This window comes from Prosthecobacter sp., from assembly GCF_044227185.1.
Lineage (GTDB): Bacteria > Verrucomicrobiota > Verrucomicrobiia > Verrucomicrobiales > Verrucomicrobiaceae > Prosthecobacter.
Genome location: NZ_JBGAFO010000003.1, coordinates 113,749 through 136,369 on the forward strand (window position 1 = coordinate 113,749; position 22,621 = coordinate 136,369).

Genomic DNA, 22,621 nt, shown 5'->3' on the forward strand with positions numbered 1-22,621 from the left:
GGCCGGCTACCTTTTGCCAAAGCGGCGGCCTAGCAACGAAAGAAATTCGCCGGATTCCTCCACCCGCAGCTTCCGGGTGACGGCAAAGTAGGCGGCGGCGGCGGCGGCGATGGTAAGGCCGAGCACTCCGCAGCGCCCCAGGAGCCGCAGGTGGCTCCAGCCGGAAAGGATCGTGTATTTGGCGGTCAGGCAGACGCCGGCCATGGCGGCCACGGCGATGATCAGGCGCACCAGGCCGGCGAGGAGCGAGCCCGTCTCCAGACCATGGGCAAACTTGCGCATGCAGACGTAAAGGGTCAGGAAGTTCAGCAGCAGACCAAAGGCGGTGGCCCAGGCGATGGCGGCATGCCCCCACTCCAAAACGAAGACGGTGATGGAGTTGGCGGTGGCCGTGAAGAGGATGACGCCGATGCTGGCCAGCATCGGCACAAAGCGGCGGCCGATGGTGTAGAAGGCTGGCTGCACCACCTTGATGCAGGCGTAAAAGACCAGCCCAAACGCGGCCGCGCGCAGCGGCCCGACGGACTGCGCCACATCGAAGCTGGTGAATTTTCCGCGCTCGAAAATGACGCTGACGATCTCCGGCGCCAGCAGCGCCATGCCCACGGCGGAGGGCAGCGTGAGGAAGAGCACCAGGCGCAGGCCTTTGGCCAGCGTCTGGCGGAAGGCGGGCGTGACCCCCTCCGTGGCAAGACGGGAGAGCATGGGCAGTGTGACGGTGGCCACGGCGACACCAAAAAGCCCCAGCGGAAGCTGCTGCAGGCGTTGTGCGATGGAAAGCCACGTCAGATTGCTGCCCTGCCCGGCCACGCAGGAGGCAAAGATGGAATTGAGCAGCACAGAGACCTGGGTGCCGCTGGCGGCGATGAGGGAGGGCCACATCAGATGCAGCACTTCCTTCACTCCCGGGTCATTCCATTTGAAGTCCAGCCCAAAGCGGAAGCCCACACGGCGCAGGGAGGGGATCTGCACCGCGAGCTGCAGCACGCCGCCAATCAGAGTGCCGACTGCGAAGCCGGCCAGCCCGCGGTCTGTCACCACACCGCCATTGCGGAAAGCGGGATCGATGATCCAGGCCATGATGAGGCCGCCGACAATGCAGCCGAGATTGAAGAAAGCGGAGGCTACGGCTGGAATGAAGAAGACTTTTTTGGAGTTTAGCATGCCCATGACCAGCGCCGTGATGGAGACGATGGTGATGAAGGGATACATGATCTGCGCGAGCTCGACGGTGAGCTCTGTGGCGCGCTCAAGCGTCCAGCCGTCCGGCAGCGCACTGACGGGGTTCTCCACTTTTTTGAGCACCCAGCCTATGTTTAGCAGGCGCACGAGATAGGGGGCGAGGGCCACGCCGGCCACGGCCACCATGGACATGAAGCAGAGGGAGAGGGCCAGCATCTTGCGCCCGAGCTGCCAGGCGGCCTCGTCGCCTTCGTTTTTGATCTTCTTGGAAAAGGTGGTGACAAACGCGGTGGAAAGGGCGCCTTCGGCGAAGAGGTCCCGAAGCATGTTCGGCGTGCGGAAGGCGGCGGTGAAGAGGCCGTTGAAGAACGAGCCGAACATGCCGGTGAGCACCTGGTCCCGCACAAGGCCGAGCACACGGCTGCAAAGGATGGCGATGGAGACGATCCCGGTGGAGCGTGCCTGGGAGCTGGAGTCTTTTTTTTCTGAACTCATGCGGAGTAGCGACGGACAGAAGCACGCCGCAGTTTGTCCATCATGGCGATTCCCATGCCATGTTCATGCAACGGTTCTGCAATGATTTCGTCCACGCCGAGTTCGTCGAGACGGCGGAGGATGTGGAAGAAGCGCACGGCGGCTTCGGGGAGCTTGCCGTTGCCGGGGCTGAGCATCATGACTTCCTCCCAGTCGCAGAGATTGAGGTAGCCGTCCTTCTCCTCGCCGCGGTAGCTCATGAGGGCGTAGCGCTTGCCTTCTTCGGGAATGAAATCCTGGGGGCGCTCCAGCAGGCGGAGAGGCGTCTTGGGAGCGTAGTGGGAGGCGAGCTGGCCGGGGGCCTCGGTGGCTTCATCCACCACGGTGCGTTTGGCGTGGAGCACCTTGCCGTAGGCTTTCAAATCCTCCGGAGTGATGGGGCCGGGACGCACGACGGTGATGAGCATCTTCGGCGTGGCGGGCTCGATCTTGATGATGGTGGACTCCAGTCCAAACATGCAGGCGCCGGCATCGACGATAAGGTGGATGCGCTCATTCAGCTCGGCAAACACCGCGCTGGCGGAGGTGGGGCTGATGGAGCCGAAGCGGTTCGCGCTGGGTGCGGCGAGCGGCTTGCCCAGACCGGTGATGACGCGGCGGAAGATGGGGTTGGAGCTGACGCGCACGGCCACGGTGGGCAGGCCGGCAGTGACGAGATCCGGCACGACGGGCTTCTTTGGCAGCAAAATGGTGAGCGGGCCGGGCCAGAAGCGCTCGATCATTTTCTTCACCGCCGGCGCGATCTCCGGCGGGATGTCGGCCACGAGGTCGATCTGGTCCTTGCTGGCGAGATGGACGATGAGGGGGTCGAAGGTGGGACGCTCCTTGGCTTCAAAAATTTTGGCCACGGCGGAGGCATCCAGCGCATTCGCGGCGAGGCCATAAACGGTCTCTGTCGGAAGAGCGACGACTTCGCCCTCGCGCAGCAGGCGCACGGCTTCATCGACGGCCTGGTGCATGAGCGGCGGCTGGTCGGTGGGAAGAACGGCGGTGACGTAGGTGGACATGGGCGGGAAGAGAACGAAGGAGGACTGAAAATTGAGAACTGAAAACTGAAAATTCTAAATTGGTCCGGAGACGAAGGGTGATGCAATAAACTGGAGCAAAGCGCGAGCGTCTGGCCTCAGGTCATTTTACAATTCTCAGTTTTCAGTTCCCAGTTTACAATTTCTGAGCGTGCGAAGACTCCCATAAAACGCAGTTGTCCTCACGCCTTCGCCGCGGGAGGGGCGCCCCCCTCAATCATCGCCCAGGCGTTGTGATTGTGGATGGATTCGTAGTTTTCCGCCTCCACGCGGAACCAGGTGATGCGCGGGTGGGCCTTGGCTTTGATGGCCACATTGCGCACGAGGTCCTCGACGAAGACGGGATTGTCGTAGGCGGCTTCGGTCACGTGTTTTTCATCCGGGCGCTTCAGGATGCTGTAGAGCTCGCTGCTGGCGCTGGACTCCACGAGTTCGAGCAAGTCCTCGATCCAGATGGGTTCGCTGAAACGCACGGCGAGGGTCACGGTGCCGCGCTGATTGTGCGCACCGCGGGCGCTGATGGCCTTGGAGCAGGGACAGAGGGTGGTCACGGGCACCTCCACGGTGAGCACGAAGTCAGTGCTGCCTTTGTCCGCGTTCACTTCAAAGATGACGCCGTAGTCCAGCAGGCCCTCGGCGCCGGTGACGGGGGCTTTCTTGGCGCGGAAGTAGGGGAACTTCATCTCCACGTGCGCCTTGTCAGCGTGGAGCTTCTTCATGAGCTCGCGCGGCATGGCGACGATGTTGGAGACGGTGAGCTCCTTGCCGTGGGAATGCAGCACTTCCACAAAACGGCTCATGTGCGTGCCTTTGAAATGGTGCGGAAGATCCACGGCCAGGGAGACGGTGGCCACGGTGTGCTGCAGGGCGGAGTCGCGGTCCCGGATGCTCAGCGGAAAGCGCAGGCTGCGCACACCCACACGGTCGATGGGCAGACGGCGGTCATCGCGTTCGTTCTGGGTGTCGGTAAGGGCGGACATGGGCTGAGCTGGAAATGAAACTTCCCACTGCCGCACAAGGCAGCAGTGGGAAGCGGATCAAAAGAAACCCTTCACGGGCAGGCCTGCAAATCAGGGCAGGAGGTTGACGGCGCGGGAGCGCTTGACCTCACGCACCACCTTGCGGTGCAGCCAGGCGGGAAGACCGGTGATGCGGCGGGGGATGAGCTTGCCGGACTCCGTGGTGAAGCGGGCGAGCAGCTCAGGATTGGTGTAGGAAATCTTTTCCACCGGGATGTCCACACGGCGGCGCGGCATCTTGCGATTGGCGCGGCGGAAGTTGGACATGCGTTCTTTGGTCTTCGGTTGCATGGCAGTCTTGGGTAAAAATTAGCGGGTTTCGCGGTGAAGCGTGCGCTTCTTCATGTAGTGGTTGAACTTCACCTTCTCAAGACGGCCCGGGGTGCGGACGCTCTTCTTGTTACGCGTGGTCACGTAGCGGGAGGGCGGCATACCTGCGGCTTTCGCTTCGGTGCATTCAAGGGTGATGATTTCTCGCGGCATAAATTTGGGGGGCGGAGGCTAGATTATTCCTTGGAGAAGTCAAGCGATTCGCCGGAGTTGTTGTTGGAGGAGGCCGGGGCGGCATCATCCTCGTCCTTGTCGTCGTCCGCGGCGTCGTCGGCGTTGTCGAGGCCGAAGAGGGAGTGCACCGGGCGGCTCCAGCGGCCGCTCATCTGGCTGCGCTCGATCTTTTCCTGGTAGGCGACGGAGAAGCGGGCGAAGGGCATGGCCTCCAGGCGCTCTTCCGGGATCTTGGTGCCGGTGCCTTCGCAGACGCCGTAGGTGCCGGTCTCGATGCGCTTGAGAGCCTCATTGATTTCATAGAGGGCGTCCTGCTCCTTGCCGAGAAGGCTGAGGGCGAAGTCGCGGTCATAGGCGTCGCTGCCGGCATCGGCCTGATGCATGCCGAAGGCGGAGGCGTCGCCGTTTTCATTGCGGATGGTCTCGCTGGCCACGCCTTCGATGGAGTTCAGGTAGGCGTCGCGCAGCTCCACCAGGCGCTGCTTCTGCTTTTTGAGGAAGGGGGTCATCTTCACCGGGCCCTTGGCGATCTCGATGGTGATGCCTTCTTCTTCGCGGTTCACGCGGGAGCGCGGGGTGCCGGTGGTGGAGCCGGAGATGCGGCCTTTGGGCGCCAGGGGCGCAGGGGCAGACTTGGAGGCGGGCTTGCCGGCCTTGACCGGAGCCGGGGCGGGCGCGGGCGCAGGGGCGGCCTTCGCGGGTGCCGGGGCGGGCTTGGCGGCGGCTTTCACTTCTTTAGCCGGGGCCTTGGCGGCGGGCTTCTTGGCGGGTGGTGCGGCTTTTGCAGCTGCTTTTTTTGCTGGAGCGGCTTTCTTGGCGGGGGCTTTTTTTGCAGGGGCGGGTTTCTTCACAGGCTTGGGGGAGGGTTTCTTCGGTGCGGGCTTTTTGGGAGCCGCTTTCTTCAAAACGGTTTTGCTCTTCGACTTGACCGCCTTGGCCGGTGCTTTTTTCACGGGCTTGGCAGCGGGCTTTTTAACTGCGGGTTTCTTGGATTTCGCAGGCATGGCTTTGACGGTGGTGGGTTAGTCGATGAACGTCTCTATTTTAAGACACCTGGGCACAGGGCGGAAAAAGAGGCGCGGATTCTGGCTGCGGTTCCCAGTACACGCAACCAGTATTCCAACGCTGTTCCAAGGTTCCCGTTTGCAGGTGATCTGACGGGTTGCGCGCGCCGGACCCGGGCCTACTCTGGACGGCATGAACGCCGAGCCCCCCTCCAGTTCCGTGCTTTCCAGCCTCTGGCAGCAGATCCGCGCCGTGCTTGACCTGGTGCTGGACCTCTCCTTCAAGCGCTTCGTGACGCCCCGTCTGGTGCGCATGCTGTACGTGCTGAGCCTGCTGGCGGCGCTCTTTTATGCTGTTTCCTACATGTTCAGCGGGTTCACCACCGGCACCTTCACCGGCCTCTTCCAGATGGTCACCGCCCCCCTGGCCTTCCTGCTCTACCTCATCGTGGCTCGTGTCACCGTTGAGCTGATCCTGGCGATCTTCCGCATCGCCGACCACCTGGCCCCGCTGGGCGATGAGCCCGCTGCGCGCCCTGTGACGAAGTCGGGGAAGTTTACAGACCCAGTGCGCTGAGGAATGGCACCCAAGGGGGCGTGGGGGCCCGCTTGTGAAATTTTTCACAAATTGCGGTTGCCCCTCTGGTTTGCGTCCTGATAATCGACCTGCCGATGTACACTCCCATGCTCGCCACCTTCGATCTCATTGCGCTCGCCGCCTCGCTGGGGAAGATCGTTTTCCTGACCTTCCTCGTCATCCTGCCGCTGGTGTCCATCGCCGTTTACTTTGAGCGCCGCATCTCCGCCGTGATCCAGGACCGCGTGGGCCCGAACCGTGTGGGCGTCCCGCTGACCTTGTTTGGCTTCAAGAAGGACTGGCAGCCCTTCGGCATCGGCGGGCTGATGCAGGCGGCGGCAGACGGGCTGAAGTTCATCCTCAAAGAGGACTTTGTGCCGAAGAACGTGCGCACCTTTTACTACTGGCTGGCTCCCTGCATGACGGTGGTGCCCGCCCTGCTCACCTGCGTGGTGCTGCCCTTCGGCAGCGAGCTGAACCTCTCCTTCCTCGGCGTGGTGGAGCCCATCAAGATGGTGATTGCCGACCTCAGCGTGGGTCCGCTTTTCACCTTCGCCATCGCCTCCATCGGCGTGTACGGCATCGTGCTGGCAGGCTGGTCCTCAAACTCCAAATACCCCTTCCTCGGCGGCGTGCGCGCCAGTGCGCAGATGATCTCGTATGAGATGTCGCTCGGCCTTTCCATCATCCCGGTGCTGATGATCTTTGGCGAGCTGAACATGACCAAGATGTCCGCCTTTCAGGATGCCAATGGCTGGCTGCTGCTGCCTTTCTGGGGCGAGGGCCTCAGCCTCTCCCGCTGGGTGCTGCTGATCCCCGTTTTCATCTCCTTCTGCATCTTCACCGTCTCCATGTTTGCTGAGACGAACCGCCTGCCCTTTGACCTGGCGGAGTGCGAAACGGAGCTCGTGGCCGGCTACCACACCGAGTACAGCTCCATGAAGTTCGCCCTCTTCTTTATGGGCGAATACGCCGCGATGATCATCGGCTCCGGCATGGCCGTGACGCTTTTCCTCGGTGGCTGGAGCATTCCCTTCTGGCCGTATCTGGAAAAGATCATTCCGCTTCAGCTTCACTTCGAGCCCGGCCATACGCCGCTCTACACCGGCCTCCTGCACATCGCCACGTTCTTTGGGAAGGTGTTTGCCTTCATCGTCTTCTTCATCGTCATCCGCTGGACGCTGCCCCGCTTCCGCTTTGACCAGCTCATGGCCCTCGGCTGGAAGGTCTTCTTCGAGCTCGCGCTGGCGAATGTGTTCCTGACGGCGGTTCTGATGTGGCTGTTTCCGCTGAAGTGAGGCGGAACACGGTTGCTCAGTTGTGCTGCAACTGAGGTTCCCGCCGTGGCAGCCAGCGGCTGGCGGCGAGGACGATGAACGCGCCTACAAAGCCGCCGGAGAGATCGGCGGTCCAGTCCCACACATCACCGCCGCTGCGGCCTGGGGTGAAGGTTTGGTGCCATTCGTCAAAGGCGCCGACGAGGCCGCAGAACAGGACGGTCATCCCAATGGCGACGACCGGTGTGCGGGCGAGCCCGCCGAGGCGCAGGCTGAGCAGGAAGCACACGCCGCCGAGAGCGAAGTAGGTGGTGTGCTCCAGCTTGTCCACGCCTTCAAACGACGCGGGAGAGGGCAGGTGGGGCTGGGACGAAAGCCAGTACAGCGTGCCAAACCACAGCAGCACCAGAAAACGCCAGAGAGCGGGTGTGAAGAGAAAGCCGGGGAGTTTCATGCTGCGCGGCGTCCATAGCAGGCATCCGCGGACATTTCCATTTCCAGATGACGAATGATCAGGCTGATCGGGCATTTCAGTTGTTTGGGGATCGATTCCAAGCCCGCTGCCGCCAGCTGCCTGCAAACCGATAGACAAGCTCCGGCGCTGGCGTTACTCCTCGCCCGTTCACCAACCTGACCCACTTCTTTTTCATGAAACCGCACCTCGCTCTCGCCGCTTTTTTTGCCGCCATCTCCCTCGTCAATGCGGAGGAAAAGGAAATCTTCAATGGTAAGGATCTGACCGGATGGGAGGGTAACAAGGAGCTCTGGAGCGTGCAGGATGGCGCCATCACCGGCAAGACGCCGGCGGCTCCGGCTGATCCGGCCAAACCTGACGCCCCGGTCAAGAGCATCCTCAAGCACAACACCTTCCTCGTCTGGAAAGGCGGCACGGTGGGCGACTTTGAGCTGACGTTTCAGTACCGCATTGAAAAAGGAAACTCCGGCCTGCAGTACCGCAGCAAGGAGCTGCCTGCCGGTGAAAACGGCCCCATCATCAGCGGCTATCAGGCCGACTTCGAAGCAGGCAAGACCTACAGCGGCATCCTCTACGAAGAGCGCGGCCGCGGCATCCTGGCCAAGCGCGGTGAAAAGACGGTGATCAAGCCCGCCGCAGACGGCGGCAAGAAGGCCGTGGTGGAAGTGACCGGCAGCGTGGGAGACAGCGCCGCCATCCAGGCCGCGATCAAGGACGAAGGCTGGAATGAATACCGCATCGTGGCCAAAGGGAACCATGTGCAGCATTTCATCAACGGAATGCAGACCATCGACGTGACGGATGAGGACGCCGCCAATGCGCCGAAGGAAGGCCTGCTGGCGCTGCAGATCCACGCCGGCCCGCCGATGGTCGTTCAGTTCAAAAACTTCAAGCTCGTCGAAACCAAGTAGCCGTGCTTTGTTGAGTGCATCATGATCCGCCTGCTCACCCCCACGCTTTTCCTCCTCCTTTTCAGCTTCGGCCTTGCCGTCAAGGCAGCCGCAGACACCGAATACCTCGTCGTCAGCGGCGGGCCTGCGGTGAGGCAGTTTGAGGATCTGCGCCGGCCCGGGGAGCAGCACGACCGCTGGTGGGGAAACTTCATCCGCACCGCCCGCGTGCGCATGCAGGAGATCCATAACAGCGCGGCCCCCGGCACCCGCATCACCTGGCTGGTGTACCGGGACGCCTATGTGCGCCGCGGCGCGGCGGAGCACCAGCCGCTGACGCAGAACGTGGAGTCGGTGCCGAAGGCCTATCCGTACATCAACCTCGTCTGGTTCCGCAGCACGGACGAGCTGATCCATTACATCAACCACGGCGGCCCGGCGGGGCGGAGCAATCTGAAGATCTCCGGCTTCGAGTACTTCGGCCACTCCAACAAGTTCAGCTTCATGTTTGACTACAGCTCGGAGACCTACGCCACGAGCACGGCGTGGCTGCATGAGCATGATCTGCACAAGCTCAGCCGCTGGGCCTTCAGCAGCAAGGCCTACTGCCAGAGCTGGGGCTGCCACACGGCGGAGAGCTTCAGCAAGGCCTGGAAACGCGCCACCGGCACCTTCATGGTGGGGGCGCAAGGGAAGACAGACTACTCTGACATGCACCTGCGCGACTGGCATGTGGGCCTTTCCACCGGCGCGCGCTGGGTGAAGCGGTAGGGGTAGGTTAGGTTTTCGCAAATCAGTTTTTGAAAACGCTGCAGCAAGGGAGTGCTCCCAGGCGTTCTTACTCCTCGGCGCGCATGATCATTCCGTGGGTGGAGACTCGTTTGCAGGGGGCTTGCTGCCGCCGTGAATTGGGCCGCGCTTTCAGGGGCTCCGCCTTGTCCTTCACCATGCCGCCCCAGGGGCGTTGACCTGAGCTGAGATAGAGTGCGCCGCTGGCGCTCGTGGTTTGTCCCGGGAGGGAGCTTTGTGAGACATTGCGACACGCTGCGGGCATCGTGCAAACGGGACGCTTGCACTACAGAGCGGGACGTTGCGCTGCATCCTGCTCCATGCCGTCAGGCGAGCGGGGCGCTTGCGCTACTTCCCGCCGCTCCAGACGAAGGTCACCGGCTTGTCGATGTCCGGGTGCACGCTGTGGTGCACGGGGCAGCCGAGGGCGGTGGCTTCGAGGACTTTGCGGTCGGGGTGGTCTTCCGGAAGGGGAATCTCGATGGTGACGGGCAGGCGCACGATGCGGCGCGGGCTGTCTGCGCTCATGTGCTTTTCCACGCTGACCTTCATGCCGGGGAGGTCATAGCCTTTTTGCTGCGCCTTGATGCCGATCACCGTGGCCATGCAGGTGGCCAGGGCGGTGGCCACGAGGTCGGTGGGGCTGAAGGACTCGCCCTTGCCGTGATTGTCCACCGGCGCGTCAGTAAAGCACTGATTCTGCGAGGGGCCGTGGGTGGCGCGGCAGCGCAGGCCGCCTTCGTAGTCAACGCTGATGGAGACAGCCATGGCTGGGGATGAGTAAAAATTACTGCGCGGTGATGGTGCCGTTCATCAGCATGAAGTGGCCGGGGAAGGTGCAGAAATAGGGATACTCGCCGGCGGTGGGCAGGGTGAACTCGATCGTCTCGCTCTGTCCGGACTGCAACAGCTTGGTGTGGGCCAGGATGTCCGGCGAGTCAGGGATGAAGCCTTTGTCCGGCTGCGTCATGCCAGTGGTGGCGATGGCAGGCATCTTGTCCTTCGTACCGGCCTTGCCGACCACCACATTGTGCGGCAGGGGCACGGGATGGGTGTTGTTGAAGGTCAGCTTCACCTTCTGGCCGGCCTTGGCGACGATGGCTTTCACGTCATAAGCCATCCCGCTGGGGCTGTCGGGCTTGAGGGTGATCTCCAGCACGGGAAGGGCTGAGGCGGGAGCGGTGGCGGCGGCGGGAATGGCGGGAGCGGCGGCCGGGGCAGCCGGAGTGGGAAGCGCCGCAGTGGCGGTGGAGACAGCCTGCGGCGCAGCGGCCAGGGCGGGAGCTGCTGCGGCGGCGGGTGTGGGCTCCGCCTTCGCCTTCGGACGCAGAGAGCCGAGACCGTCCCACACAAAGGCCAGCACCCAGAGGAAGACAACGCCGCCAATGACGGTGCCGATGATCACATTGAGGAGGGACCAGATGGAGGACGGTTTTTCCGAGGAAGAGGGGTGCGCGGACATGGGGGCTTGGAGGTTGGGGGGATGGAAAGGTCATCAGAGCACAGCAGCGCCTGAAAGCAACCGCCTGTATGCCTCCGGTCAGCACCGATCAGCACTGCTGGCCCACGCCGACCATCTTCCTCTTGCTCCTCCTCCCTTGGATTGGGGGCGTAAAGGGCCGAAAATGGTCATCAGCCGCATGCCGGAGCCCGGGAGGAAGACCGAATCCCGATCTCACTTTTTCACCTCGCGCGTCACTTCCTCCATGGCTCGCCCGATTTGGGGGGAGATGAGGTTCAAGAGGTCATTATGGTGCCCGCCGGACACGGGGTGGAAGGTTACCGTCTGCGGGTGCGCTGCTGCCAGCTCCTGGCCCATGCGCATGGGGATCACCTCATCCTCCGCACCGTGGAAGATCACAAAGCGCGCGCCCGGGCGTGCGGCGGCATGGCGCAGGGTCTTGTGGTTGTCGAAGCGGTGCAGGTTCAGGTGGCACAGCGGCCAGCCCAGCACGATGCGGCCCATGTCCGTCATCGTGGTGAAGGGGGAGAGCAGCACGCCGCGGTGGACGTCCAGCTCTTCCGCCGTCATGAGGGCCGCCGCGGAGCCCAGCGAGTGTCCCAGCACCGCCAGATGCGGCTGAAGCTCTGTCATGGGGGTGTGGAGGTGCGCGGCCAGGGCCTCCGCAGCGGCCTTGCCGCTCTCGCGGATGGTCCCCGGACTCGGTTTGCCGGCACACTCGCCGTAGCTGGGGTAATCGACCAGCAGATAGGCGAAGTTCGGGTCCCAGTCATCGGTCCATGCCAGCCAGTCGAGCGCCAGGGAGCCGTTTCCCGCGAAGCAGAGCCACACCGTCTGCGGCAGCCCGCCGGCTGTAGTGCGCGGCGGAATGTAAAAGGCCGTCTGCGCACCCTGGGAGGTGGTGAAGCGCACGCGCTCACCTTTGGCGCTGCGGAGCTGGGACTCATATTCCGCCCGGTAGGAGTTCGGGAAGTAGATGAGGCGGGACTGGCAGCCAAGAAGGAAGAACACAGGCGTGAGAATGAGCAGGGCGACGAGGCGCAGCAGACGTTTCCAGAGTGGCATGGGGTTTTGGTTCCGTTCAGTCTGGTGAATAGGTTTTGGACTTCACCTTGCCGTTGGCGAAAGCCAGAAAGATGCCTTCGCAGTTTGGTTCGGCGGCCTGCTCCGGGTCCATGAAGAAGGTGAGGCTCTTGTCATCCTCCATGATGATGCGGGGCGTGCGCCGGGGGCCCCCGGCAGGGTAAAACCTGGTCTGCAGCTCCGCCACCTCCGCCCGCGTCATGCCGATCTGGATTCCTTCGTAGAAGGCCTTGTAGCTGCGATAGCGCGCATCCACCCACTCCGGGTGCATGGCGTAAAGCACCAGCACTGCCGGAGACAAGGTCGCCAGACCGATGAGCACCAGCAGCACCTTCAGGCCCCGGCTGCGCACACGAAACACCGTGACCAGCATGATCAGCGTGGCCACCATGCCCAGCGCAGCCAGCACAAAAATGGGATGGGACGAGAGGCTCATTTCTCCCAAGCGTGGGCCATGCCGGCCGGAAAGGCGATAAAAAAAGCCGGCGTGAGTGCGGCGGATGAAAAGGCACCTGCTGGAAAAGCACGGTCGCAGGTTCTCTTCCATACCGCCAGAGCTGCTTCGCAGTGCGATACATCCTGCAGCCATGCATCCCGCAGATTCAGCCGCCACGTTTCAGTCGGCCGTCGCCGCCACCGGAAAGACGGTGGAGGAACTGGACGCCCGCGCCGCCCTGGCCCAGATGGCGGGATTCTACCGCGACGAGCGCGCGGACAACTGCATTCTGGACGAGGACGGTGACACGCTCGTCTGCCAGTGGGGCCTTTATGACGAGGAGGGCGCTGAGAAGAGTTTCCAGCTCGAGTTTGTGCGCCATTTCATCGAGCCCGGCAATGAAGATGAGGACGGCATGAGCCAGCTCTCCCTCACGCTCGAATACGCCCCCACGCCGGAACTGCAGGCGCTGACCCAGGGCACGCTGCAGTGCAGCCTGCCGGGTGATCTGGCGGAGTTTGAAAAAGCCGTCCTCGCCAGCCAGCCGTACCGTGCGGTCTCCGGGCTCAAGCCGCAGCACACGAGCCTGGACTGGTGCATGCTTTGAAGCGCGCACCCGAAGCCCCTGCGTGGCGCAGAAGGGGCCGCCCAGGCACTGCACAAAAACGTATCCCTGTCAGGATCTTCCACAGAGCGCAGCACTCAACCCTTTCAAGCCATGAAAACCATTCTTGCCCTCATCGATTTTTCAGACGTCAGCACGAAAGTCCTCGAGCAAGCCCAGCGGCTTGCCAGGGCCTTCGGGCATGACGTGGTGCTCATGCACATCGTGCCACCGGAACCCCTGGTGGTGGATTTTGAGCCTCCGGCCGTGCCGCAGGACGTGCTCCTCTCCCGGCAGCAGCAATTGTCTGCCATGTGTGACACCTTGACCCGCCAGGACGTCACCGCGACGGCCCAGGTGCTGGGCGGACTGCTGCTGGAGACCGTGCTGGAGCAGATCGACCTGCTCGATCCGGAGGTCATCATCATGGGCTCGCATGGTCATGGTGCGCTGTATCATCTGATCGTCGGCGGTGTGACGGAAGGCGTCATCAAGCACGCCAGCCGGCCCGTGCTTGTCATCCCCAGCGTCACGGTGCCGCAGAGCCACCCCGTGAAGGCGCGGAAACCCCGGCGCGAGAGGACGGACTCCCTGGCCAAAACCCTCGGCGGCATGCCCGCCCCCCTTCCGCTCTGAAAACTGGGGTTGCCTGGGGTGGGGAGGAAAAGGCCCGGAAACTCCCGGAACACCTCATCCCGCGCCTCTCCCAAAGTTATGATGAGGCATGCACGAGATACCAACTAAATGCCAGGCATTTAGCAGAAGGTGGCGCTCGCTTTGATGGCATATCGAGGGGGGGGCAATTCGCATTCAATGATATGATTACCAGTCGATTGTGTTGGGCTGGACGCCGAGTGGCGGGAATGCGAAGGTGGTGTCTTCTTTTTGGCGCGCGGTTGGACGCGGAGCGGGAGGGGGAATCAGCCGCCTCCGCCGCCGACGCTGGTGGCGTCGGGCTTGGTCATGCGGGCGGGGTCCAGGGCTTCGTTGAGCTCGGCTTCGGTGATTCCCAGAGTCTTAAGGCGCTCCAGGCAGAGCTGGCGCACGGGGGTGCCGGTTTTGGCGCTGAGCTTGGCGATCTCGGCGGCCTTGTCGTAACCGATCTTGGAATTCAGACCGGTGACCATGGCGAGGCTGTGCTCAATAAAGCTCTGGCAGCGCTCGCGATTCGCCTGGATGCCGGTGACGCAGCGGGCGCTGAAGAGGTTGGTGGCGTTGGTCAGCAGCTCGATGCTTTCCAGCAGCGCGGCGGCGAGCGCGGGCATCATCACGTTCAGCTCCAGGCTGCCGCTGGCGGCGCACCAGGTCACGGTGCTGTCGTTGCCCATGACGCGGGCGCAGACCTGCATGAGGCTCTCGCACATTACGGGATTGACCTTGCCGGGCATGATGGAGCTGCCGGGCTGCGTGGCGGGCAGAAGGATCTCTCCCAGCGCGCACTGCGGCCCGGAACTGAGCCAGCGCAGGTCGTTGGCGATCTTGAACAAGCTGGTGGCCACGGCCTTGAGCTGGCCGCTCACCTCCACCAGCCCGTCCTTGGCGGACTGCGCTTCAAAATGATCCTGCGCTTCGCGGAAGGACAGGCTGGTCTTTTCAGAGAGAAGGGCGATGGCGCGCCGCGGCATTTCGGGGTGGGCGTTTAATCCGGTGCCCACCGCCGTGCCGCCCAGCGGGAGCTCCAGCAGGGCGTTGATCGCCTTGTGCACGCGGTTCACCCCCAGCTCCGCCTGCCGCGAGTAGCCCTGAAACTCCTGCCCCAGTCGTACCGGCGTCGCGTCCATCAGGTGCGTGCGGCCTATCTTGAGGACGTCCCAAAACTCCACGGCTTTTTTGGCCAGGGCCCGCTGCAGGGTGGCCAGCGCGGGCAGCAGCTTCTCATTCAACTCGCACGCCGCGGCGATGTGCACCGCCGTGGGAAAGGTGTCGTTGCTCGACTGCCCCAGATTGACGTGGTCGTTCGGGTGCACCGGGTCCTTGGATCCCAGCGCTGTGCCGGCGAGCTGGCACACGCGGTTGGAGATGACCTCGTTCACGTTCATGTTTGTGCTCGTGCCAGAGCCGGTCTGGTAGATGTCGATCACAAAGTGGGTGTCGTGCCTGCCCTCCGCCACCTCCAGCGCCGCCTGCTCGATGAGCGCCGCCTTGTCCTGCGGCAGCAGGCCCAGCTCCTGGTGCACCTGCGCGGCCGCCCATTTGATGAGGCCATAGGCGTGAATGACCGGCGGCGGCACTCCGCGCCCGCTGACGGGAAAATTCAGCACCGCGCGCTGGGTGCTCGCGCCGTAGAGTGCCTCCGCCGGCACAGTCATCTCCCCCATGCTGTCGGTCTCGGTGCGCATGTTCATGCAAAGGGATACGTCTGCGGTGGAAGAGTCGTGTGCCAAAGTCGGCAAACAAAAACCGGAGGCCGTTTCCGACCTCCGGTTCTCAAATGCAGCAGATGCGAGACGTTCGAGCCCCGATGCTGACTGACCTTACTTCGCTTCGGCCAGCACGCGCTTGATGTCAGCGGCCTGCTGGTCGGTGGCGGCCTGGTAGTCCTCCCACACCACCTTTCCGTCCTTGATCAGGAAGCAGCTCCGCTTGGCCAGGGAGAGAAGGCCTTTGGCCATTTTCTCCACCTTGAAGGCCTTGACGATGTTGCCTTCCGGATCGGCGATGAGGTCATAGGGCAGGGTGAACTTTTCCTTGAAAGCTTTCTGCGCGTCCGCCTTGTCAAAGCTCACGCCCAGCACCTGCACGCCCTGCTTGGAGAGGTCGGCAAAGGCGTCGCGCAGGGAGCAGGCCTGCTTGGTGCAGCCGGGGGTGTCGGCCTTCGGGTAGAAGAAGACCACGGTGGGGCCTTTCTTGTACACATCGGCGAAGTTCACCGTTTTTCCGTCCTGGTTGATGCCGGAAACCTCCGGCGCGGGATAGCTGACCATTTTGCCCTCGCTGGCGGAGGCGGTACCAAAGAGGGAGCTGAGGAGGGACATGGCGGTGAGGGTGAGAATGAGGCGGCGCGTTTTCATGGAAGGTAAACGGGAACGGGGTGGAGGTTGGACGGATTATTCAATGCTGGCCTTGAGACCGGGAATGGCGGCGGTGAGCTGCTTGACCCCGGCCTTGGTGGCCTTCGACTGCCAGAGATAGACATTCTTGAGGCTTTTGAGCTTGGCAAGGTGCTTCAAGCCCGCGTCCGTGACTTCGGTGCCGTAAAGATTGAGCGACTCGATCTTTTTGAGGCCGATGAGGGCTTCCAGACCGGCGTCGGTGATCTTCGTCTGGCGCAAGTCCAGGGCGATGAGACGAGGCATCTGCGCCACCGTCTTCAGCGCGGCGTCTGTGATGATGGTGCGCCCCAGGTCCAGTTGCACGATGTTTTCCTTGATCGGCAGAATCGCGGCCACCTTGCTGTCATCGCACTTCGAGACACCGGTGAGAAAGTCCACCCGCACCAGCGGGCTCTCCACCTTCACGGGGGCCACCTGGGCGCCTGCTTCCCTGGCCTTGGCCAGCGCGTCATCGGAGAGGGGCTTCACCTCTTTTTCCAGCGCGGCGTAAAACAGGTCATGCGGGCGGGGCTTGTAGGGGCGGGCGGACTCCGTCTGCGCGCCGGCGGGCATGCCTTCCACACTGCCCACCCACCCGCCGAAGTTTGCGCCTTCCTCGATCCACTTCTTCAGCAGGGCGATCTCCTCCTTCGTCATGTCCTCGCCTTTGGAGGGCATGTGGCCGTCGTCGTCCTTCGGCAGAGTCACGGACTCGTAGATGCCGCTCTTGTCCGGCGCACCGGGGGTGAGCACGGGGCCGTTTTCGCTGCCCTTGAGGATGGCCCAGGAGGCGTCCAGGCGCAGGCCGGCCTTTGGCTCCTTCTTCTGGCCGTTTTCCACATGCGGCGCCTTGTGGCAGTCCATGCATTTTTTGGTGATGGCGGGCAGAAGGTCTTTTTCAAAGTTGACCGCCGCCTGGAGTGAGGACGCCATCAGGCAAAAACTGATCAAGCTAGGGAAACGTAACGCCGGGGTGGACATGAGGTGGGATGGGGTGATAGGTCTTAAAGAGAGCGGGGCGCGTCTGCCCGCTAAGTTTTTGGGGCAGGGATAACGCTTGCTTGTTCTCCTTGTTTCAGAGAATTAATGACAACCACTCAGGACCATGAGCACAACATCTACTGCACAGGCACCGTCACCCTCCAAAGTTCACATCGAGGCGGACACGCTGCTGCGCCGAAACACGCTGGCCATTGTGATGGGAGGCGGGGCCGGAACGCGGCTTTTCCCGCTCACGGAAAACCGCGCCAAGCCGGCAGTGCCTCTCGCCGGCAAGTACCGCATCGTCGATATTCCCATCAGCAACTGCATCAATTCCGGCCTGCGCCAGGTGTACGTGCTCACCCAGTACAACAGCGCCTCGCTGAACCGCCATCTCGCCCGCACCTACCGCTTTGACCAGTTCACCCGCGGCTTTGTGGAGGTGCTGGCCGCGCAGCAGACGCCGGAGGGCGAGCGCTGGTACCAGGGCACCGCGGATGCCGTGCGCCAGAACCTGCGCTACTTCCTGGAGGGCGACTACGACTACTTCCTCATCCTCAGCGGCGACCAGCTCTACCGCATGGACTACCGCATGCTCATGCGCCAGCACGTGGCCACGAATGCGGACATCACCATCGCCACCATTCCCGTGGACGGCGAGGCCGCCACCGCGTTTGGCATCATGCATTCGGACGAAAACGGCAAAATCTACGAGTTTGTGGAGAAACCCAAGGATCCCGCCGTGCTGGAAAAGCTGCGCATTCCGGCCTCCACCCTGAAGTCCATGGGCATTGATCCCACCGAAGCACGCTTCCAGGCCTCCATGGGCATCTACCTTTTCCACCGGGATGTGCTCATCGAGTGCCTGGACAACACGTTCAACGACTTCGGCAAGCACATCATTCCCACCGCGATCAAGAACAAGCGCGTCTTCAACTTCAACTTCCAGGGCTACTGGGAGGACATCGGCACCATCCGCAATTTCTTCGATGCGAACCTCGACCTCTGCCGTCTGGTGCCGCAGTTCGACTTCTTCGAGAGCTCCGCGCCCATCTTCACCCACGCCCGCTTCCTGCCCGCCACCAAGATCAACGGCGCCACCATCCGCGGCGCCCTCATTGCCGACGGCAGCGTGCTCACGGACGCCCACATCGAGACCGCCGTCATCGGCCTGCGCGCCAAGATCGAGCCCGGCACCACCATCCGCGACTGCATCATCATGGGGGCGGACTACTACGCCGGCGCCGTGGGCACCGACCCCACCCGCCCGCCGCCCGGCATCGGCCGCAACTGCCGCATCGAGCGCGCCATCATCGACAAGAACGTGCACATTGGCGACAACGTGGTCATCACCCCCGAAGGCAAACCGGACAACATGGACGGCGAAAACTTCTACATCCGCGACGGCATCGTCTGCGTGCCGAAAGACGCCATCATCCCTTCGGGAACGTGGATTTGATCCGCTGAAAAAAAGGCTAACACCTCCGGGGCCGGATGCGTTACAACCATCCCCATGAAGCATGCCACCTATGTTTTCCTCGCTCTCGGCCTGACCCTCGTCACCGCGTCTGCCCAGTCGGAGCTCCGCACCTACACCAGCGCCCAGGGCAAGACGGTGCAGGCCAAGCTCATCAGCGTCAACGGCCCGAACGTGACGCTGGAAACATCCGCCGGCCAGAGGCTGACCTTTCCCATTACCGCGCTTTCTGCCGCGGACCAGCAGTTCCTTGCCGCTCCGCGTTACACCTTCAAGCCCGGGCCGAATGACAAGCTTGATCCCGCCACGGTCAATGAACTCGTGGGGCAGCCGCTGTTTGATGAGGAGCCGCTCTTCATCTCCTCCGCCGAGAAAGTCGCCTCCCGCCTGAACATCCGCCAGGAGTCCAAGACGAAGACCACCAGCAGCTACCGCTCCTACACGGAAGACAGCTACCAGATGTTTGGCGCGCATCCCTTCTCCGTGGCCATGTATGCGGAGAATGACAAGGTGACGAGCTTCTCCCTCGTTTTTGCCAACAAGGGCGACCTCTTCAGCTCCAAAGGCAGCGCTGAACTGCACTTCGACAAGGACACTCCGCCCGCCGAGGCGGAGAAGATCGTGAAAACCGCCATGGACAAGGATCTGACGGCGATCACTGCGAATCTTACCAAAAAGCTCGGGGCGCCCAAGGAGGCGCGCTTTGGCGAAGGCCCGAGCAACATCGGCCGCCTGACCGTGCAGCGCTGGGACTGGCGCGGCCATGCCATTCTGCTGGCCGAGGCGAAGGGCGTGTACGTCGGCGTGCAGATCGTCACCACCGCCTTTGCCGATGCCGGCGGCAAAGTGGAGGACACCACGGACAAGATCATCCGCGCGAAGGTGCTGGCCGACCTCGAAATACGCAAGAACGGTGACGTGGTCATCGGCGACATTCCCATGGTGGACCAGGGCCCGAAAGGCTACTGCGCCCCCGCCACCGCCGAGCGTGCCATGCGCCACCTCGGCGTGCCCGCTGACATGTACATTCTGGCCAATGCCGGCAACTCCGGCTTTGGCGGCGGCACCAGCGTCTCCGCCCTGCTCGAAGGCATCGCCCCGCAGATCCGCAGCAAGCGCCGCTCCTTTGACGCCTGGAAGAGCGAGCTCAAGATGAAGGACGTTGCCAAGTACATCGACAAAGGCGTGCCGCTGATGTGGTGCCTCTACAGCACCGACGAGTTTAATGACGTCGCCAACCAGCGCACCAAGGACCGCCAGCAGGTCAGCGAGTGGAGCACGTGGAAAAACAAGATCACCTCGGAGGCCGCCTCCAGCAAGCTGCGCCCGGACAAGGAGCACAGCCACGTGGTTCTGATCATCGGCTACAACAAGGAAACCAACGAGATCGCCTTCAGCGACAGCTGGGGTGAACGCTTCAAGGAACGCTGGATCACCCTCCCCGAAGCGGAGCTGGTGTCCCAGCAGTACTTTTACGTGGTGGGCTTTTGATCTGCAGAGCCGCATCCGCCATCTCACTCCGGCTTTCGTGGCACGACCATGATCGCATTGCGCACCGCCCAGCCGGGCTTTTCAAACTGCTCGCGTCCGTCCGCGCTGCGGCACCACAGGCCGGTGGAGGGGCCGCCATCCAGGTTCAGCGCGCGCTTCACTTTCATCTCCGTGATGATGCCCGGCGTGAGGAGGATCTGGGCCAGCTCCAGGAGGCCGGCGCCTTTGCAAATGCCGATGGCCCAGCGGCCTGAGCCATCCGTCATGAGGAAGGTGCGCTTATTGCGCACATCCTGGCCCTGCAGCAGCACCGGAGCGATGCGGCCCTGATCCACCAGCCACGGGCTGCATTGCACGAATTCGCTCATGTCCGGCGCGTCTTGAAACTCATGCTCCAGGATGAGCGAGGCCCTGGCCTGCCGCACCATCAGCGCGCCCACCCAGCCGCGGTCTTTGACAAAGGTGGCCGCGCGTCTGCCGCCGGCGATCTCAAGGCCGGCTGGGCCAAAATCACCGCCCGCGTGAAAGTAGCCGCCATTGCACACGGCCAGCGCTTTTGCTTCTGCGCCGAGTTGGTTGAGGGGCTTTGCCGTGGCGCGTATGGTATTGACCCCCACGCGCAGGGCGCACTGTTGTTCATCGAAAAAGACCAGCTTCATCTCCACCTTCGCGGGGCCGTTGATCGTCTTGACCACAAACACAGCCTCATGCCCGAGCGGCGCCGCCTGGGAGGTGGACTCGAGCCGCCACGACGGAGTCTGGCCAGCAAGCATCAACGCCATCAGGGCCAGCACCAGCAGCTCAGGGGTTTTCATGGTGCATCACTGCTCCACGCGGAAGATGTGCATGGATATTCCGTTCGGGTGCAGCTCCACGTAGTTGTTCGCGCCGCGCCATTCGTAGGTTTGATTGTGCAGCAGGTCCGTTACCTTGAAGGGGCGGCTGCCATCCAGGCCGAGCGCCGCCAGGTCCAGGTGCACCATGCCGATGGCGGGGTGATAGGAGTCATGGCTGATCACGCAAAGGATGCGGTTGCTGAAATCCGGCGTGGCCTTGCTGTAGCAGAGCGTCTGCGCATGATCGGCGCTGTGGAAGCGGAGGTTGTCGTAGAGATGCAGCGCCGGGTTGTCGCGGCGGACGAGATTTAGCGCGCGGATGAAGGGCGTGATGTTGCCGAGCTGGTTGTAGTCGCGCTGCTTCAGCTCGTACTTCTCGCTGTTGTCGTATTCCTCCTTGCCGGGATACGGGTCGTTTTCACACAGTTCGTAACCGGAATACATGCCCCAGCAGGAGGAGAGCGTGGCGGCCAGCGCGGCGCGGATGCGGAACATCTGCGAGTTCGCATTCTGCAGGTGCCCGGGGAGGATGTCCGGCGTGTTGGGCCAGAAGTTTGCACGGTAATACCAGCGCATGTCCGTTTGCGTGAGTTCAGTGGCGTATTCGGTGAGGGAGGCGCGGTCCTCGCGCCAGGTGAAGTAGGTGTAGCTCTGCGTGAAGCCCACCTTGCCCAGCACCTTCATCATCTTCGGCTTGGTGAAGGCTTCTGCCAGGAAGAGCACGTCCGGGTCCTTGCGCTGAATGGTGGAGATCAGCTCCTCCCAGAACGCCACGGGTTTCGTGTGCGGATTGTCCACGCGGAAGATCTTCACGCCGCGGTCCACCCAGAACTGCACCACTTCGATCAGCTCCTTCCACAGGTTGCGCCAGTCGTCGCAGTGGAAGTTCAGCGGGTAGATGTCCTGGTACTTCTTTGGCGGGTTCTCCGCGTAGCGGATGCTGCCGTCCGGGCGCTTGTAGAACCACTCCGGATGCTCTTTGACATAGGGATGATCCGGCGAGCAGTTCAGGGCAAAGTCGAGCGCTATCTCCATTCCCCGCTTCTTCGCCTCCTTCACCAGCCAGACGAAATCCTTCTCCGTGCCCAGCGCGGGCTCGATGTTGTAGTGTCCTCCTGCCGGGCCGCCGATGGCCCAGGGGCTGCCCACATCGCCCTCTTTGGCGGTAAGCGTGTTGTTTTTGCCTTTGCGTGCGGTGACGCCGATCGGGTGGATCGGCGGGAAGTAGATCACATCGAAGCCCATGTGCGCCGCGTGGTCCAGACGGCCCAGGCAGTCGCGGAAGGTGGAGTGCTTGTCGCTGCGGCCTTCGGCACCTCGCGGGAAGAATTCGTACCAGGCTGAAAAACGCGCCCGCTCGCGCTCCACGGTGACGCGCAGAGTGTCAGACGTGGTGGACTGCGAGCGGTCCGGATACTGGTCCATGAGGCTCTGCATTTCATCCGAGAGCAGCACGTCCATGATGTCCGCGGGCTTCACCGAGGTGAGCAGATCGGCGCAATCCTCAAGCTGCGTGCCCGCCGTGGGCACACCGGCGGCCCGGGCGCGTTTGCCCGCCTCGCGCAGCAGGCGCGCGCCTTCCTGCGCCTCCACCGGCACGTCGGGATCCAGCGCCTTCACGCGTACGGCAAAGGTTTTTTTCCACGAGCGGAAGGTGTCCCCCCAGGCCTCCACCACATACTCCCAGCGCCCCGCTTTGGGAAAGCTGCACTGGCCTTCCCAGCGGTCGTTTTCCAGCAGCTTCATCGGGGCCTCAAACCAGCGCCGCGAGCCCGCCATGCGCCAGCGCAGCACCGCGCTCATCACGTCATGCCCGTCCTTGAAGATGTCGCACCAGATGTCCAGCGGCTCATCCACGATGCGTTTGACCGGGTGCCTCCCGCCATCCAGGCAGGGATAGAAGTTCTCAATGACGACGGTAGGGGCGTGGGACATAACGGAGT

The 22,621-nt window shown here is 62.8% G+C and carries 24 protein-coding genes; 8 read left to right on the plus strand and 16 right to left on the minus strand.

The window, feature by feature from the left end:
• Positions 1–6 precede the first annotated feature (6 nt).
• The 6 genes from murJ to ACILSQ_RS08200 all read right to left on the minus strand — a co-directional run bounded on the left by murJ (position 7) and on the right by ACILSQ_RS08200 (position 5,268).
• Complete coding sequence (gene murJ / locus ACILSQ_RS08175; protein ID WP_395743109.1) at positions 7–1,677, minus strand: murein biosynthesis integral membrane protein MurJ; 1,671 nt, start codon at positions 1,675–1,677, stop codon at positions 7–9.
• Entirely contained in the window at positions 1,674–2,723 is a 1,050-nt protein-coding gene (locus ACILSQ_RS08180; protein WP_395743110.1) for an L-threonylcarbamoyladenylate synthase, read from the minus strand. The genes murJ and ACILSQ_RS08180 overlap by 4 nt, the downstream gene beginning before the upstream one ends.
• A gap of 200 nt (positions 2,724–2,923) precedes the next feature.
• Complete coding sequence (gene folE2 / locus ACILSQ_RS08185) at positions 2,924–3,721, minus strand: GTP cyclohydrolase FolE2 (protein WP_395743111.1); 798 nt, start codon at positions 3,719–3,721, stop codon at positions 2,924–2,926.
• Positions 3,722–3,811: 90 nt separating this feature from the next.
• Positions 3,812–4,051: a 30S ribosomal protein S18 gene (gene rpsR / locus ACILSQ_RS08190; protein WP_395743112.1), complete on the minus strand. Its 240-nt coding sequence runs from the start codon at positions 4,049–4,051 to the stop codon at positions 3,812–3,814.
• Between the two features lie 18 nt (positions 4,052–4,069).
• The gene (rpmG, locus tag ACILSQ_RS08195; RefSeq protein ID WP_395734657.1) at positions 4,070–4,243 is read right to left on the minus strand and encodes a 50S ribosomal protein L33; all 174 of its coding nucleotides are present in this window, start codon (positions 4,241–4,243) and stop codon (positions 4,070–4,072) included.
• 23 nt (positions 4,244–4,266) lie between these two features.
• Complete coding sequence (locus ACILSQ_RS08200; protein ID WP_395743113.1) at positions 4,267–5,268, minus strand: TraR/DksA family transcriptional regulator; 1,002 nt, start codon at positions 5,266–5,268, stop codon at positions 4,267–4,269.
• 193 nt (positions 5,269–5,461) lie between these two features.
• On the opposite strand from ACILSQ_RS08200, the gene ACILSQ_RS08205 reads away from it, so the two are divergent.
• Together ACILSQ_RS08205 and ACILSQ_RS08210 are read left to right on the plus strand one after the other, a co-directional pair.
• On the plus strand, positions 5,462–5,845 hold the full coding sequence (locus ACILSQ_RS08205) for a DUF4282 domain-containing protein (protein WP_395743114.1): 384 nt from the start codon (positions 5,462–5,464) through the stop codon (positions 5,843–5,845).
• A 107-nt stretch (positions 5,846–5,952) separates the two neighbouring features.
• Positions 5,953–7,143: an NADH-quinone oxidoreductase subunit H gene (locus ACILSQ_RS08210; protein ID WP_395743115.1), complete on the plus strand. Its 1,191-nt coding sequence runs from the start codon at positions 5,953–5,955 to the stop codon at positions 7,141–7,143.
• Positions 7,144–7,159: 16 nt separating this feature from the next.
• Here the strand turns inward: ACILSQ_RS08210 and ACILSQ_RS08215 are convergent, their stop codons facing one another.
• Positions 7,160–7,576, minus strand: a complete 417-nt coding sequence (locus ACILSQ_RS08215; protein ID WP_395743116.1) for a VanZ family protein — start codon at positions 7,574–7,576, stop codon at positions 7,160–7,162.
• 194 nt (positions 7,577–7,770) lie between these two features.
• Here ACILSQ_RS08215 and ACILSQ_RS08220 point away from each other — a divergent pair, with 194 nt between their 5' ends.
• On the plus strand, positions 7,771–8,508 hold the full coding sequence (locus tag ACILSQ_RS08220; protein WP_395743117.1) for a DUF1080 domain-containing protein: 738 nt from the start codon (positions 7,771–7,773) through the stop codon (positions 8,506–8,508).
• 21 nt (positions 8,509–8,529) lie between these two features.
• Positions 8,530–9,258: a hypothetical protein gene (locus ACILSQ_RS08225; protein ID WP_395743118.1), complete on the plus strand. Its 729-nt coding sequence runs from the start codon at positions 8,530–8,532 to the stop codon at positions 9,256–9,258.
• A gap of 366 nt (positions 9,259–9,624) precedes the next feature.
• Here the strand turns inward: ACILSQ_RS08225 and ACILSQ_RS08230 are convergent, their stop codons facing one another.
• The 4 genes from ACILSQ_RS08230 to ACILSQ_RS08245 all read right to left on the minus strand — a co-directional run bounded on the left by ACILSQ_RS08230 (position 9,625) and on the right by ACILSQ_RS08245 (position 12,257).
• On the minus strand, positions 9,625–10,044 hold the full coding sequence (locus ACILSQ_RS08230; protein ID WP_395743119.1) for an OsmC family protein: 420 nt from the start codon (positions 10,042–10,044) through the stop codon (positions 9,625–9,627).
• Between the two features lie 19 nt (positions 10,045–10,063).
• Positions 10,064–10,738, minus strand: a complete 675-nt coding sequence (locus ACILSQ_RS08235; RefSeq protein WP_395743120.1) for a plastocyanin/azurin family copper-binding protein — start codon at positions 10,736–10,738, stop codon at positions 10,064–10,066.
• A 213-nt stretch (positions 10,739–10,951) separates the two neighbouring features.
• Positions 10,952–11,803: a hypothetical protein gene (locus ACILSQ_RS08240; protein WP_395743121.1), complete on the minus strand. Its 852-nt coding sequence runs from the start codon at positions 11,801–11,803 to the stop codon at positions 10,952–10,954.
• A 16-nt stretch (positions 11,804–11,819) separates the two neighbouring features.
• Positions 11,820–12,257, minus strand: coding sequence for a hypothetical protein (locus ACILSQ_RS08245; protein ID WP_395743122.1), 438 nt, complete (start codon positions 12,255–12,257; stop codon positions 11,820–11,822).
• A 151-nt stretch (positions 12,258–12,408) separates the two neighbouring features.
• Here ACILSQ_RS08245 and ACILSQ_RS08250 point away from each other — a divergent pair, with 151 nt between their 5' ends.
• Positions 12,409–12,864 carry a hypothetical protein gene (locus ACILSQ_RS08250; RefSeq protein ID WP_395743123.1) on the plus strand — a complete coding sequence of 152 codons (456 nt, stop codon included), beginning with the start codon at positions 12,409–12,411 and terminating at the stop codon, positions 12,862–12,864.
• 111 nt (positions 12,865–12,975) lie between these two features.
• A complete protein-coding gene (locus ACILSQ_RS08255) occupies positions 12,976–13,497 on the plus strand; it encodes a universal stress protein (RefSeq protein ID WP_395743124.1) in 522 nt (173 codons plus the stop codon).
• Between the two features lie 284 nt (positions 13,498–13,781).
• Here ACILSQ_RS08255 and ACILSQ_RS08260 read toward each other — a convergent pair whose 3' ends face one another.
• From ACILSQ_RS08260 to ACILSQ_RS08270, 3 genes are all read right to left on the minus strand, one after another.
• A complete protein-coding gene (locus ACILSQ_RS08260; protein WP_395743125.1) occupies positions 13,782–15,206 on the minus strand; it encodes a class II fumarate hydratase in 1,425 nt (474 codons plus the stop codon).
• 129 nt (positions 15,207–15,335) lie between these two features.
• Positions 15,336–15,872, minus strand: a complete 537-nt coding sequence (locus ACILSQ_RS08265; protein ID WP_395743126.1) for a peroxiredoxin — start codon at positions 15,870–15,872, stop codon at positions 15,336–15,338.
• Positions 15,873–15,908: 36 nt separating this feature from the next.
• Entirely contained in the window at positions 15,909–16,826 is a 918-nt protein-coding gene (locus ACILSQ_RS08270; protein WP_395743127.1) for a c-type cytochrome domain-containing protein, read from the minus strand.
• 172 nt (positions 16,827–16,998) lie between these two features.
• On the opposite strand from ACILSQ_RS08270, the gene ACILSQ_RS08275 reads away from it, so the two are divergent.
• Together ACILSQ_RS08275 and ACILSQ_RS08280 are read left to right on the plus strand one after the other, a co-directional pair.
• Positions 16,999–18,333 (plus strand): glucose-1-phosphate adenylyltransferase, encoded by a 1,335-nt coding sequence (locus ACILSQ_RS08275; protein WP_395743128.1) that lies wholly within the window; start codon positions 16,999–17,001, stop codon positions 18,331–18,333.
• A 54-nt stretch (positions 18,334–18,387) separates the two neighbouring features.
• On the plus strand, positions 18,388–19,842 hold the full coding sequence (locus tag ACILSQ_RS08280) for a hypothetical protein (protein WP_395743129.1): 1,455 nt from the start codon (positions 18,388–18,390) through the stop codon (positions 19,840–19,842).
• A gap of 23 nt (positions 19,843–19,865) precedes the next feature.
• On the opposite strand, the gene ACILSQ_RS08285 is transcribed toward ACILSQ_RS08280, so the two are convergent.
• Both ACILSQ_RS08285 and ACILSQ_RS08290 read right to left on the minus strand, forming a co-directional pair.
• Complete coding sequence (locus ACILSQ_RS08285) at positions 19,866–20,657, minus strand: phosphodiester glycosidase family protein (protein WP_395743130.1); 792 nt, start codon at positions 20,655–20,657, stop codon at positions 19,866–19,868.
• 6 nt (positions 20,658–20,663) lie between these two features.
• On the minus strand, positions 20,664–22,613 hold the full coding sequence (locus tag ACILSQ_RS08290) for an alpha-1,4-glucan--maltose-1-phosphate maltosyltransferase (RefSeq protein WP_395743131.1): 1,950 nt from the start codon (positions 22,611–22,613) through the stop codon (positions 20,664–20,666).
• Between the last annotated feature and the right edge of the window lie 8 nt (positions 22,614–22,621).

What these genes read in the sequence shown, in the direction of transcription:
- ACILSQ_RS08180 (WP_395743110.1), bottom strand. Translation starts at nt 2,723, where the DNA reads ATGTCCACCTACGTCACCGCCGTTCTTCCCACCGACCAGCCGCCGCTC.
- murJ (WP_395743109.1), bottom strand. Translation starts at nt 1,677, where the DNA reads ATGAGTTCAGAAAAAAAAGACTCCAGCTCCCAGGCACGCTCCACCGGG.
- ACILSQ_RS08205 (WP_395743114.1), top strand. Translation starts at nt 5,462, where the DNA reads ATGAACGCCGAGCCCCCCTCCAGTTCCGTGCTTTCCAGCCTCTGGCAG.
- ACILSQ_RS08210 (WP_395743115.1), top strand. Translation starts at nt 5,953, where the DNA reads ATGCTCGCCACCTTCGATCTCATTGCGCTCGCCGCCTCGCTGGGGAAG.
- ACILSQ_RS08200 (WP_395743113.1), bottom strand. Translation starts at nt 5,268, where the DNA reads ATGCCTGCGAAATCCAAGAAACCCGCAGTTAAAAAGCCCGCTGCCAAG.
- ACILSQ_RS08255 (WP_395743124.1), top strand. Translation starts at nt 12,976, where the DNA reads ATGAAAACCATTCTTGCCCTCATCGATTTTTCAGACGTCAGCACGAAA.
- ACILSQ_RS08250 (WP_395743123.1), top strand. Translation starts at nt 12,409, where the DNA reads ATGCATCCCGCAGATTCAGCCGCCACGTTTCAGTCGGCCGTCGCCGCC.
- ACILSQ_RS08230 (WP_395743119.1), bottom strand. Translation starts at nt 10,044, where the DNA reads ATGGCTGTCTCCATCAGCGTTGACTACGAAGGCGGCCTGCGCTGCCGC.
- ACILSQ_RS08240 (WP_395743121.1), bottom strand. Translation starts at nt 11,803, where the DNA reads ATGCCACTCTGGAAACGTCTGCTGCGCCTCGTCGCCCTGCTCATTCTC.
- ACILSQ_RS08260 (WP_395743125.1), bottom strand. Translation starts at nt 15,206, where the DNA reads ATGAACATGCGCACCGAGACCGACAGCATGGGGGAGATGACTGTGCCG.
- ACILSQ_RS08275 (WP_395743128.1), top strand. Translation starts at nt 16,999, where the DNA reads ATGAGCACAACATCTACTGCACAGGCACCGTCACCCTCCAAAGTTCAC.
- ACILSQ_RS08270 (WP_395743127.1), bottom strand. Translation starts at nt 16,826, where the DNA reads ATGGCGTCCTCACTCCAGGCGGCGGTCAACTTTGAAAAAGACCTTCTG.
- ACILSQ_RS08265 (WP_395743126.1), bottom strand. Translation starts at nt 15,872, where the DNA reads ATGAAAACGCGCCGCCTCATTCTCACCCTCACCGCCATGTCCCTCCTC.
- ACILSQ_RS08215 (WP_395743116.1), bottom strand. Translation starts at nt 7,576, where the DNA reads ATGAAACTCCCCGGCTTTCTCTTCACACCCGCTCTCTGGCGTTTTCTG.
- ACILSQ_RS08220 (WP_395743117.1), top strand. Translation starts at nt 7,771, where the DNA reads ATGAAACCGCACCTCGCTCTCGCCGCTTTTTTTGCCGCCATCTCCCTC.
- ACILSQ_RS08225 (WP_395743118.1), top strand. Translation starts at nt 8,530, where the DNA reads ATGATCCGCCTGCTCACCCCCACGCTTTTCCTCCTCCTTTTCAGCTTC.
- ACILSQ_RS08290 (WP_395743131.1), bottom strand. Translation starts at nt 22,613, where the DNA reads ATGTCCCACGCCCCTACCGTCGTCATTGAGAACTTCTATCCCTGCCTG.
- ACILSQ_RS08280 (WP_395743129.1), top strand. Translation starts at nt 18,388, where the DNA reads ATGAAGCATGCCACCTATGTTTTCCTCGCTCTCGGCCTGACCCTCGTC.
- rpmG (WP_395734657.1), bottom strand. Translation starts at nt 4,243, where the DNA reads ATGCCGCGAGAAATCATCACCCTTGAATGCACCGAAGCGAAAGCCGCA.
- ACILSQ_RS08235 (WP_395743120.1), bottom strand. Translation starts at nt 10,738, where the DNA reads ATGTCCGCGCACCCCTCTTCCTCGGAAAAACCGTCCTCCATCTGGTCC.
- rpsR (WP_395743112.1), bottom strand. Translation starts at nt 4,051, where the DNA reads ATGCAACCGAAGACCAAAGAACGCATGTCCAACTTCCGCCGCGCCAAT.
- ACILSQ_RS08245 (WP_395743122.1), bottom strand. Translation starts at nt 12,257, where the DNA reads ATGAGCCTCTCGTCCCATCCCATTTTTGTGCTGGCTGCGCTGGGCATG.
- ACILSQ_RS08285 (WP_395743130.1), bottom strand. Translation starts at nt 20,657, where the DNA reads ATGAAAACCCCTGAGCTGCTGGTGCTGGCCCTGATGGCGTTGATGCTT.
- folE2 (WP_395743111.1), bottom strand. Translation starts at nt 3,721, where the DNA reads ATGTCCGCCCTTACCGACACCCAGAACGAACGCGATGACCGCCGTCTG.